An 11380-nucleotide genomic window follows, 5' to 3' on the forward strand; every position below is an offset into this window, starting at 1 on the left:
AGCTGTTCACGCGGGCGAAGCTTTAAATTTCTTTCTTCACTCATTCCTGCATGTTATCTTCATTTTAACGTATATTACCGTAGGATTGATGAATATTTTAAATACTTTGTGAAAAAAATAACAATATAGCTCAGTAAATTCCGCTATTTTCCCCAAACCCTACTTATTTAAAATTTTAATTAAATTGCAAGGCTCCTAAAGTATAACCTGCATAGACAGGCTTCAAGCCACAGAGCAGCTCGTCGTTCTGGTTCATCCCTTGTATCGCATGTTGATACGAAATAATAATGTCACGCAGTTGCTCCACCGTATACGTGGCTCCTTCGATTCGGAAAGTACCGATCCCCAGCCCGCTCAACTCTTGAAGCATCGGCAGGTAACACAGCTCTTTGGCGAACAACAGATGACAGCGTCCATGCTGGTCGCGATAGACCGGATTCTCGCCTTTGTCAGTTTTGAGTACTAGTACGTCATTGCTTACATACAGGTTGTCTTCCTGAGCAATCGGCTCCATAACTTCTGTATTCTCATAGAGATCATGATCCATATACATCAATGCTGGTGTACCATGCACGACCACTTCCAGTGGCTGCTCGTAGCGGGCGACAAAGCTGGTGAAATGCTCCAGGGTCATCTCCGGCGATACCGTAAGCTTTTCCAAGCCATATCCGGCATAAAATCCGGCAGATAGATGATTGTATACATTCAGATTGCTGTCACCGATCATTGCGTAGCCAGTGGTTTTGTACCGGCGGATTGCTCCGAGATTGGTTACGAGCAGTCCGTCGATCGGCAGGCGTTCACCGTTTAACAGCTGATCATATTGGTCAAAATGCAGCTCAGTCATCATGCGCGGCATGCCCAGATAGATTTTTGTATCGCCTTTCAATGCTCCTAGCTCCTGTATATCACGCTTCGTGAACGGACGATCTGGTTCAAATACATCTCCAGGAAGATACAGAATGTCTACGCCCTGCGCAAGCACCATTCTCGCCTGCTCCATGTTATTGACTCGTACTGCAAGTTCCGGTTTGCTCTGCCTCTTCTGTCCAGCTTGTGCCATCCGCTCCCGGAGTACTGTAACACGTTCTTCGGACAGTTCACGCTCTGCCGTCGGTGTGCTGAATACTTTACCGGTGCTGTAGAATTTGCCTGTTCCTTCATAACGTTTATTAATATTGGACAAGCCAGGTTTCCCAAAGGCATAGGCTGTAGAGAAATCACGCTTGCGGTTCTGATAGAGCAGCTTCGAATCCACTGTGCGTTCAAAACCTACAGGATCATCGATGTACCGGTCAATCGCATCACCATAGCTGTTCACCAACGTTACCATGAACTCCTTATCACGCATCCGGCCTTCGATCTTGAAGGAGGTAATACCCGATTCGATGAGTTCAGGGATGTGCTCATACATATACATATCTTTGACGGCCAGCGGATATTCCGCAGGGAAGATATAGCCATCCTTCTTCACCCGGTAGTCCCAGCGGCACGGCTTCATACATTTGCCCCGGTTGCTGCTCATGCCGAACACCTGGGAGCTGAAGTAACAATTCGCTCCGTGAACAGAGCACATATCGCCATGCATGAAGTATTCCAGTTCCATTCCACTCCGCTGGCCCAGCAGCTTGGCAGTCTGCAGATCCATTTCCCGTGAAGTAACAACTCTGGTGACACCAAGATCACGGAGTGCGTAAATCATCTCCAGATTGTGCACATTCATCATGACCGAAGAGTGAACCGTAAGGCCCAGCCCCATCTCGCGGATCAATTCCAGCACCGACATATCCTGTACGATTAAGGCGTCGGGACGAACGCTATCCAGAAAACGCAGATACTCGCGGGCTTCCTCCACATCCTCTTCGCTAAACAGGTTGTTTACTGTAATATATACTTTTTTGTCCAGACGATGGGCGATATCCAGCGCCTCTACGATCTCTTCATGCGACAGGTTGTATCCCTTGCGCATCATTCTCATATTAAGAACAGGGCCGCCCAAATAGACAGCATCGCAGCCAGACTGAACGACTTCCTTAAAAATTTCGAAGGTGCCTGCCGGCGCGAGCAATTCAATCTCTCTACCATTAAAATAACGTGCCATAGTTGTTCCCTCCCAAGTTGATCTTGCTCTATAAATGCATTGCCGCCAAGAACGCCGCTATAGCCAAGCTACTGCAACGCCCATTACGACAAACATTAGTATAAAAACAGTATCGGCCCCGCCCCATATCGGGCGGTGATACCGGCTACGCGGCGCATCCATACGGAAACCACGAGCCTCCATGGAGTAAACCAGATCCTGTGCGCGGCGAAAGGCACTGGCGATCACGGGAACAAGCAGCGACACCAGCATCCGCCCTTTTTCTTTCAAAGGCAGTTCCTTCAGATCAGCACCGCGTGAAGCCTGTGCCTTCATAATGGTCTGGGATTCATCGAGAATCGTTGGAATGAACCGCAGCGAGATATCGATCATCAGCGTAATGCGGTCCGGCTTTAGCCCGATTTTTTTGAACGGTGACAGAATCCCCTCCAGGCCCTGATTAAGCTTGCCCGGGGTTGTCGTGAAGGTCAGCAGCGCCGTAAAGGTAATCAGGAAGAACATACGGATCACCGAGAAAGCCCCCAGACGGAGCCCGTCTTCATACAAGCCCCAAGAACCGATGGACAGCCACACTGCTCCTTCTTTTATGGATATAACCTGTACGATAAAAATAAATAGCATCAGATAGCGCAGCGGCTTAGCTGCTTTAAGGAAATACTTGAGCGGGATTCGGGTCGAAGCCATGACCGCCACCGAGAATACCGCCAGCAGTGCCATCGCCATCCAGGAACGGGATAGCAGAATGACGGCTACATAAAGCATCATCCCGGTAATTTTGGACCTGGCATCCAGCTTGTGTACCCATGAGCCAGTCTCAATGCTGCGGCCCAGCAGCAGCCTCTCATTCATGGTCATCCCTCTTTCCGCCAGACTCGCCAAGGATCTTGCCTTCTGTACGCAGTGAGGCTATAAGCTTAGCAAGACCTTCTGCTGTCAGTCGAGGCACCTCGTCCTCTAACCCCAATCGGTCAGCGACTGCCCGCCAGTAACGGAGCGACTGCGGTACCGTAAGACCACATTTTTCTAAGATGGCTGGATCCTTGGCAAGATCACTGGCGCTGCCCTGGAAGGCTGTACGCCCTTCCTTTAACACGATCCAGCTATCCGCCACTGGCAGCAGCTCATCCATTCGGTGGGTCACAATAACCACCGTCCGGCCCTGCTCCCGGCACAGCCGTTCCAGCAGCGAGATCAGCTCTGTTCGGCTGATAGGATCAAGAGTGGCTGTCGGCTCATCCAGCACTACAATATCAGGGTCCATCGCCAGTACAGAGGCGATCGCTGCCTTGCGCATCTGGCCCCCGCTGAGCTTGAACGGATTGCGCGCCAGAAGGTCCAGATCCAGCCCCATGTCCTGCATCGCCTTGCGCGCACGCGCCTTTGCGTCTTCCGGACTCATTCCAAAGTTCAGTGGACCGAAGCAAAGATCCTTCTCTACCGTCTCCTCAAACATCTGCTGCTCCGGGAATTGAAAGACCAGTCCTACGCGGCGGCGCAGCGGTAGCAGCCGGGGCGACTTCTCCCCAGCACGAATCGTTACATCCAGCACCGATACAGTGCCCTCCGATGGCTTCAGGATGCCGTTGAACAACTGGAGCAGCGTGGACTTGCCAGAGCCTGTCGCCCCGGCGATTCCCACAATAGAGCCTTGCGGAATGCTCAGATTAATATCATGCAGCGCCGTCTGTTTCCACAGGCTCCGGTCGGCATAGGTGTAGCTTACTTGCTGTAATTGTATGGCCATAACGTCTCTATAAGCTCCTTTTCACTGCCGGGAACGTTCACTTGAATCCCGTGCTCCTCCAGCTCGCCTGCCAGCCGCCATGCGTATGGCGCGCGCAGATGACATCTCTCCAGCAGCGCCTCGTTGCGAAACAGCTCGGCTGGTGTCACATCCGCAGCCAGGCCGCCTCCGTGAAGAGCAAGCACCCGCTCCGAAGCCAGAATCTCATCGGCATCATGCGTAATCATCAGGAGAGTATATCTGCCTTCGGCATGCATCCCCTTCAGGATGCCAAGCAGTTCATCCCTACTCCCCTCATCCAACATAGAAGAGGCCTCGTCAAAGATGACGATGCCTGGCTCCATTGCAAGAATGGAAGCGATGGCGACACGCTGCTTCTGGCCTCCTGACAGCTCCCCGGGATGCTTGGCTAGCAGATGGGCAATCCCTAACCGCTCCGAATAGATCCGCAGACGGCTCTCCATCTCTTCGTAGGATAGACAAAGTCCTTCCAGGCCAAAGAGAATATCTTCCTCTACAGTAGCCCCGATGAACTGGTTATCGGGATTCTGGAAGACCATGCCGATACTCTGCCGGATGGGACCAATCGATGCCTCTTCAAGCTTCATTCCGCAGACGGTAATCTCTCCCGCCCCTGCAGGAAGCAGAGCATTAAAGAGCTTCACCAGCGAAGATTTGCCGCAGCCGTTGGGGCCGACGATGCTTACCCACTGTCCTTGGGGAATGGTGAACGATATATTTTGCAGAATCGGATGCTCTGGGCCATAGCCGAATGAGACATCATCCAGCGCGATTACCACTTGTCCTGCTTGAGTTCCGTTAGGTTGTTCCTCATGCGCTTCCTTCATGTTAGTCATCCTTTCGCCGCGTCTCCCGGATCGTCCAGGAATTCTTCGAACAACGAGATTTTGGACAGCGAGGTGACCAAATACCGAACAGCGAATCCTACCGCCACCCCTGTAACCACCCCTGTAATGAGCAGCATCGGCAAATAGTAGAATATGCTCAGTGAAGCAAAGACCATCGACGCTGCCAGCAGCTGTCCGATATTGTGGGCGACCCCGCCGGCAATGCTGATGCCGATCAGACTAAGCTGCTTCCCGCCAATCAGCATCAGCAGGAACATCACTACGAAACTGAACAACGATCCAAACAAACTGAACAATAAACTAGAAAAGGTACCTAGAATGAATGCGGTAAGCAGCGTCTTCAGAACAACGAGCAGGAAGGCATCGCGTCCGCGCAAAAAGAAAATACAGGTCAATATCATGATATTAGCCAGACCCAGCTTAGCACCAGGTACCAACCCCATACCTGACAGCGGAATTTGGGCCTCAACCAGACTTAGCACTACAGCCACTGCAGCAAAGATTGCGATAATGACCGTTCTTTTCAGCGCCGTAGCTGATTCACTACTGGACATACCCATCTACTTCATCCTCCCCCGATACACTAGCGATCTCCACCAGCACCCGGTGCGGCAGGCAGACAATCGTTTGCTTGGGCCGGGTAATTCTTCCGAAACCGAGACATACCTTATCAGGGCAGTCGGCATCGTACATTTCTATGCCATGGTCATGCACCTTCAAAATGTTGTAACCCCGATCCGTGCGGATATCAATGGTTTGCTCTTCTTTAGTAAGCTTGACTGTTTTAAATAATTTTCCGTCCACCGTTACATTGGCCACAAGGTTGTCGCCAATCCCACCTTTACTCTCGTCACTTGAAAACCAACGCGGTACGAGAAAAGCGAGCGCAGCCACCAGAACGATGGAAATCAGCCATACATCTGCGCGTTTCATAAAATTCTCCCTTATTTTTTAATTAAAATCCGGACTTATTAATTATAACGGTCCTCTATCAATCCTTCAATGAATGTAGGCGTTTATTGTCACCTTTAAGTGCCTAATTTCACAAAATAGGCACGAACCTTTCACGTCTTCGCAAAAACGGATCGTCCCTTCTTTCGAGAAAACGGATTATCCCATTTTAGCGGGATAATCCGTTTATATAAGCTTGCTATTTTCTCGAGAATACGCCAGGAATAATCCAGCAAAAACAGGGTCCCACTGGGTGCCTCTCCCCTGTTCCAAAATACCTAGCGCCTGCTCGGGGTCCATTCCCTTGCGGTAAGGTCGATCTGAGGTCATCGCATCGTAAGCATCAGCTACAGCAATAATTCTTCCATACAACGGAATGTCCTGTCCGACTAGCCCATCCGGGTAGCCTTTGCCATCATAACGTTCATGATGGGATCTCACGCCACCTAGATAAGGAGTCATTTTCTCCAAAGGCTCAATCTGCCGTAGTATGTTCTCCCCTAACACAGGGTGGGCCTTGATCTGATCGAACTCTTCATCTGTAAGTTTGCCTTCTTTAAATAAGACACTGTCTCGCACACCGATTTTGCCGATATCATGCAGCAACGCCGATTTGCGCAGATTGTCGAGTTCCTCACCCGTGAGCCCAGCCAACCCTCCAATGATAACCGAAAACTCGGCTACCCGCAGGGAATGTCCGGCTGTGTAAGGGTCCCTGGCATCCAGCGCTACGGCCAAGGTGGTAAAGTAGCTATCCAGCAGTTGTCTGTTCTGCTCTTCCCGGGCCTGCAAGCCGCGCACCATCATATTGAACCCGGCAACCAGCTTGGAGAATTCATCGGAGTATTCATCCTGAATCTGTAGCAGCTGTCCATCCTTAACGTTGTTGGTCGCCTTGTACAATTCATTAATAGGATGCTGTACACTTCTTGTCAGCAACCATGCAGCAATGGAAGAGAACGCGGTGCCAATGAACAACACCATTCCCGCCCAGCCCCAGAAATTCTGAAATCCGGTTCTGCTAAGCGCAACATCATGAAGCCGCACTTTGGTCGCCATAATGAATAGCGCCAGTGGAAAGGTGCCGATCAGCATGCAACTGATCATGAACTTGGGTCCGATCGGAACAAAAACATAGCCTTCAAGCGAGAAGTCCACACTGTAACGTTCAAGCGCCCGATTCCGGAATTCCTTGATTAAAGGAATAACTGCAGAACAGGCCAGAAAAAACTCAATCAAAGCGTGCATGCAGGCAATCAACACTGCACCCGTTGCGGCTTGATAGAGAAAGGAGTACGGCAGACTGACGAGATCGGCACGAATCATCCAATAGGTCATCAGAATCGCGGGTACCGCCATTCCAAACAAATGAGGGCCAAGAATCCGGTAAACAGCATGCTTGGGCAAGCGATGCGCATACTGATAAGCCTTCTCCAGCAGTTCCAGGGTAGGTTCAGGTGTTCTCAGCGCGGTGCGAATAGGCTTGACGTGCTTCAAGAACAAGCTGATCTCTAGTAGGGACATCACCAGAAAGGAAAATAGCAAGACCAAAAAAAGGCGGCCATACTCCAGTACGGACAGCTCCAGAGATGAGATCAGTAGCACACTACCCACTGCGAGCACAGCGACAACAGAACCGAACAAGTAGTTTCGGATCTGTTTCCTTAAAAACGCCTTATATATAATCATCTGTTCCTCCGATCCCTGTCTTCCCATGATGTCAGTGACTTATTTGCTTTATTTGTATTTATATGCTAAGATTTAATAATATTTGATTGTCGCTATATGTATCCCCATCAAGAAGATGTCAGGCCGATCGTTGCTTACATTATTATTATCGGCATTTTGGACACAATCTCTTACGTTTTCTTGGAGAACTCTTCCTTTTTATGAGATGAAATTCAAACATAGCATTCCGATTCACACTGGCGCGGCCGCGGAGCCGCAAGGACAAAAGAGAGGTAGGGCTTTTGTCGTTTTGGAAGGATTACTCTCGCCATACGGCTGCTGGAAATAACAAGGAATAATGACCCCGTTGCTCACGACGGCAGGGGATAAATATAACGAGATGCATGGTACATAGTCCCTCTTGCTCAGGAACACTGGCCATGTGTGGAAAAAATTAGGCGCCCGATAACCGCTCTTCGCGGATATCGGGCGCCGTCTACGTTCCAGGACATTTTCTAAGCAATCCGCCTCTTCCTTCTCTCAACGTACATAACGGGTTACAAATCCAGCGACCTTCGCTTTATAAGCCTCCTTGTTCGTATCATAGGCCAGTCCATGACCGGCCCCCGGAACAACAAATTTCTCCTTGGGGCTTTGACAAGCCTCATACAACTCATCCAGCATGGCAAAAGGCACAAACTTATCGGCATCACCATGAATGAAGAGAATCGGCACTTGTGCTTTGCGCACCTGTTTGAGCGCTGAAGCTTCACTGAACCGATACCCAGCCTTCAATCGGGTCACTGTGCTGGCACTTTGCACAAACGGGAAGCTAGGTAGCTTATACATACGCTTTAACTGGTATGTTAACTGGGCTGTAACCGAGCTGTAGGCACAATCCGCAACGATGACTTTCACCTGCTGCGGAAGCACCTCGCCAGATGTCATCAGCACCGTTGCTCCGCCCATGGATACTCCGTGCAGAACAATCTGCGCATTTGGCCCCGTCTGCTTCGTCACATATTGGATCCATTGCAAATAATCACGGCGTTCAGGCCAGCCGAAGCCGATATAATCCCCAGCACTACCACCATGCCCTCTGGCATCTGGCAGCAGCACATTGTAGCCAAGATTCTCATAGTAGAACTTGGCGTAGACCCCCATATCTTTGGCCTGACCAGAATAGCCATGAGCGATAATAGCCGTGCGTCCCTCCGCACGCTCCGAAGGTAGAAAATACCCTTTCAACTCCAGTCCATCTTCGGTGATAAGGCTGACGTCCTGAAAGGTCTGACGGGAGACCCATTCTTTCCCCTCGCCCCAGGATGGACCAGCAACTGGAGGATCGACCTTCAGGTCAGGACTGCCTTCCAGAAAATCCTTGGGTGCCCGCTTGACTGCAACTCCGTAGAAAAAGAATCCGGCGTATACCACTACCGCTGCAACGATAACAATCACTGCACCAATAATCAATGTCCATGACAATCTCCATTCCCCCTATCAAACATCATAATTTTTCCAGATGAAGTTAGTATAGCATGCCCTGTAAAGAGACCAAAGTGAGGGTAGGAGAACATAGAAAAAGAGCCGCTCTGCGGAAAATAAAGATTCCGAAAGCGGCTCTGCTGTTATTCACGGTAAAACAATGTATGATCCCGTCTGTCGATTAAGATTTGTTTTTTCTGGAGAATCTGAATCTTACCAGTAATCCCAAAGCGGCTAAACCTAGCCCGGTTACATAATACGGCGCAGGACTCGATTCACCCGTCTTCGGCAGCTTATCTACAGCCGGACCACTCAGCGGAACTCTATTATTGGTCAGAACGATAGAAGACTTTGCCGGTTTTGTCGAAGGTGACGGTGTGGACGTAGGCGCTGGCGCCAGTGGCACTTGCTCATCTTCAATGATTATTTCATCATTGCCTGGCGTTGGTGTTGGTGTTGCCGTTGGTGCCGGCGTTGCTTTTGGTGTCGGTACTGGTCCAGCCGGTACCGGATCACGATCCACAACGATTGTGCCAATTACAGGTGGAGTCGTTGGACTTGGCTGTGGAGTAACCACTGGTGGTGGTGGCGTCCATGTTGGTGCCGGTGTTACTTCCGGCGTTGGCGTCGGCGTTACCTCCGGTGTTGGCGCGGGTGTTACCTCCGGCGTTGGCGCTGGCGTTACTTCCGGCGTTCGCGTCGGTGTTACTTCCGGCGTTGGCGTCGGTGTTACTTCCGGCGTTGGCGTCGGTGTTACTTCCGGCGTTGGCGTCGGTGTTACTTCCGGCGTTGGCGTCGGCGTTACTTCCGGCGTTGGCGTCGGCGTTACTTCCGGCGTTGGCGTCGGTGTTACTTCCGGCGTTGGCGTCGGCGTTACTTCCGGTGTTGGCGTCGGCGTTACTTCCGGTGTTGGCGTCGGTGTTGCTGTTGGCGTTGGTGTCGATGTTGCCGTTGGCGTTGGTGTTGGTGTTGCCGTTGGTGTCGGTGTTGTTGTTGCCGTTGGTGTTGGCGTTGATGTCGGTGTTGGTGTCGGCGTTGCCGTTGGTGTCGGTGTTGGTGTCGGCGTTGCCGTTGGTGTCGGCGTTGCCGTTGGCGTTGGTGTCGGTGTTGCCGTTGGTGTCGGTGTTGGTGTCGGCGTTGCCGTTGGCGTTGGTGTCGGTGTTGGTGTTGCGGTTGGTGTTGGCGTAGCCGTTGGTGTCGGTGTTGGTGTCGGCGTTGCCGTTGGCGTTGGTGTCGGTGTTGCTGTCGGCGTTGCCGTCGGTGTTGGTGTCGGCGTTGCCGTTGGCGTTGGTGTCGGCGTTGCCGTCGGTGTTGCTGTCGGCGTTGCCGTTGGCGTTGGTGTTGGTGTTGCCGTTGGTGTTGGCGTTGCCGTTGGTGTCGGCGTTGCCGTCGGTGTTGCTGTCGGCTTCGGTGTTGCTGTTGGCGTTGCCGTTGGCGTAGCTGTCGGCGTTGCCGTTGGCGTAGCTGTCGGTGTTGCCGTTGGAGTCGGCTTCGGCGTTGCCGTCGGCTTCGGCGTTGCTGTCGGTGTGGCCGTTGGTGTCGGTGTTGGTGTTGGCGTTGGTGTTGGTGTTGCCGTTGGTGTTGGCGTTGCCGTTGGTGTCGGCGTTGCCGTCGGTGTTGCTGTCGGCTTCGGTGTTGCTGTTGGCGTTGCCGTTGGCGTAGCTGTCGGCGTTGCCGTTGGCGTAGCTGTCGGTGTTGCCGTTGGAGTCGGCTTCGGCGTTGCCGTCGGTGTTGCTGTCGGCTTCGGCGTTGCTGTCGGTGTGGCCGTTGGTGTCGGTGTTGGTGTTGCCGTTGGTGTTGGTGTTGGCGTTGCCGTTGGTGTTGGTGTTGGCGTAGCCGTTGGTGTTGCTGTTGGTGTTGGTGTTGGTGTTGCTGTCGGCTTCGGTGTCGCTGTTGGCGTTGCCGTCGGTGTTGCTGTCGGCTTCGGTGTTGCTGTTGGCGTGGCCGTCGGTGTCGCTGTTGGTGTCGCTGTTGGCGTGGCCGTTGGTGTAGCCGTTGGCGTTGCTGTCGGCTTCGGTGTCGCTGTTGGCGTGGCCGTTGGTGTTGGTGTTGGCTTAGGTGTCGCTGTTGGCGTGGCCGTCGGCTTCGGCGTTGTTGTTGGCGTTGCCGTTGGTGTCGCTGTCGGTGTTGGCGTTGGTGTCGGTGTTGCCGTTGGTGTCGGCTTCGGCGTTGTTGTTGGCGTTGCCGTTGGTGTCGGTGTTGTTGTTGGCGTTGCCGTTGGTGTCGGTGTTGGCGTTGCCGTCGGTGTTGCTGTCGGCTTCGGCGTTGCTGTTGGTGTAGCCGTCGGTGTTGCTGTTGGCGTTGCCGTTGGTGTCGGCTTCGGCGTTGCTGTTGGTGTTGCCGTTGGTGTTGCTGTCGGCTTCGGTGTCGCTGTTGGCGTTGCCGTTGGTGTTGCTGTCGGCTTCGGTGTAGCCGTTGGTGTTGCCGTCGGCTTCGGTGTCGCTGTTGGCGTTGCCGTCGGTGTTGCTGTTGGCGTTGCCGTCGGTGTTGCTGTTGGCGTTGCCGTCGGTGTTGCTGTTGGCGTTGCCGTCGGTGTTGCTGTTGGCGTTGCCGTCGGTGTTG

General features: G+C 52.5%; 9 protein-coding genes. All 9 read right to left on the reverse strand.

The genetic code is table 11. The annotated features are described in order from the left end of the window. Nucleotides 1–175 precede the first annotated feature (175 nt). Nucleotides 176–2101 (reverse strand): peptidase U32 family protein, encoded by a 1926-nt coding sequence (locus ACFORK_RS26030; RefSeq protein WP_379204619.1) that lies wholly within the window; start codon nucleotides 2099–2101, stop codon nucleotides 176–178. A gap of 57 nt (nucleotides 2102–2158) precedes the next feature. Beyond that, entirely contained in the window at nucleotides 2159–2956 is a 798-nt protein-coding gene (locus ACFORK_RS26035; RefSeq protein ID WP_379204621.1) for an energy-coupling factor transporter transmembrane component T family protein, read from the reverse strand. Then, a complete protein-coding gene (locus ACFORK_RS26040; protein WP_379204623.1) occupies nucleotides 2943–3845 on the reverse strand; it encodes an energy-coupling factor transporter ATPase in 903 nt (300 codons plus the stop codon). The genes ACFORK_RS26035 and ACFORK_RS26040 overlap by 14 nt, the downstream gene beginning before the upstream one ends. After that, nucleotides 3821–4693: an ATP-binding cassette domain-containing protein gene (locus tag ACFORK_RS26045; protein WP_379204677.1), complete on the reverse strand. Its 873-nt coding sequence runs from the start codon at nucleotides 4691–4693 to the stop codon at nucleotides 3821–3823. The genes ACFORK_RS26040 and ACFORK_RS26045 overlap by 25 nt, the downstream gene beginning before the upstream one ends. 5 nt (nucleotides 4694–4698) lie before the next feature. Further along, entirely contained in the window at nucleotides 4699–5274 is a 576-nt protein-coding gene (locus ACFORK_RS26050) for a Gx transporter family protein (RefSeq protein WP_379204625.1), read from the reverse strand. Next, complete coding sequence (locus ACFORK_RS26055) at nucleotides 5258–5647, reverse strand: NusG domain II-containing protein (protein WP_379204627.1); 390 nt, start codon at nucleotides 5645–5647, stop codon at nucleotides 5258–5260. The genes ACFORK_RS26050 and ACFORK_RS26055 overlap by 17 nt, the downstream gene beginning before the upstream one ends. 204 nt (nucleotides 5648–5851) lie before the next feature. Beyond that, on the reverse strand, nucleotides 5852–7354 hold the full coding sequence (locus ACFORK_RS26060; protein ID WP_379204630.1) for an HD domain-containing phosphohydrolase: 1503 nt from the start codon (nucleotides 7352–7354) through the stop codon (nucleotides 5852–5854). A 519-nt stretch (nucleotides 7355–7873) separates the two neighbouring features. Continuing rightward, the gene (locus tag ACFORK_RS26065) at nucleotides 7874–8818 is read right to left on the reverse strand and encodes an alpha/beta hydrolase (RefSeq protein WP_379204632.1); all 945 of its coding nucleotides are present in this window, start codon (nucleotides 8816–8818) and stop codon (nucleotides 7874–7876) included. 181 nt (nucleotides 8819–8999) lie between these two features. Then, nucleotides 9000–11380, reverse strand: a 2381-nt coding sequence (locus tag ACFORK_RS26070; RefSeq protein ID WP_379204634.1) for an LPXTG cell wall anchor domain-containing protein, incomplete at its 5' end; no start/stop codon positions are given.

This window comes from Paenibacillus sp. GCM10012306 (assembly GCF_042649265.1).
Classification (GTDB): domain Bacteria; phylum Bacillota; class Bacilli; order Paenibacillales; family Paenibacillaceae; genus Paenibacillus_AQ.

Bases quoted from the DNA above. Each gene is read 5' to 3' on its own strand.
- ACFORK_RS26030 (WP_379204619.1), bottom strand. From the start codon at position 2,101: ATGGCACGTTATTTTAATGGTAGAGAGATTGAATTGCTCGCGCCGGCA.
- ACFORK_RS26035 (WP_379204621.1), bottom strand. From the start codon at position 2,956: ATGACCATGAATGAGAGGCTGCTGCTGGGCCGCAGCATTGAGACTGGC.
- ACFORK_RS26040 (WP_379204623.1), bottom strand. From the start codon at position 3,845: ATGGCCATACAATTACAGCAAGTAAGCTACACCTATGCCGACCGGAGC.
- ACFORK_RS26045 (WP_379204677.1), bottom strand. From the start codon at position 4,693: ATGAAGGAAGCGCATGAGGAACAACCTAACGGAACTCAAGCAGGACAA.
- ACFORK_RS26050 (WP_379204625.1), bottom strand. From the start codon at position 5,274: ATGGGTATGTCCAGTAGTGAATCAGCTACGGCGCTGAAAAGAACGGTC.
- ACFORK_RS26055 (WP_379204627.1), bottom strand. From the start codon at position 5,647: ATGAAACGCGCAGATGTATGGCTGATTTCCATCGTTCTGGTGGCTGCG.
- ACFORK_RS26060 (WP_379204630.1), bottom strand. From the start codon at position 7,354: ATGATTATATATAAGGCGTTTTTAAGGAAACAGATCCGAAACTACTTG.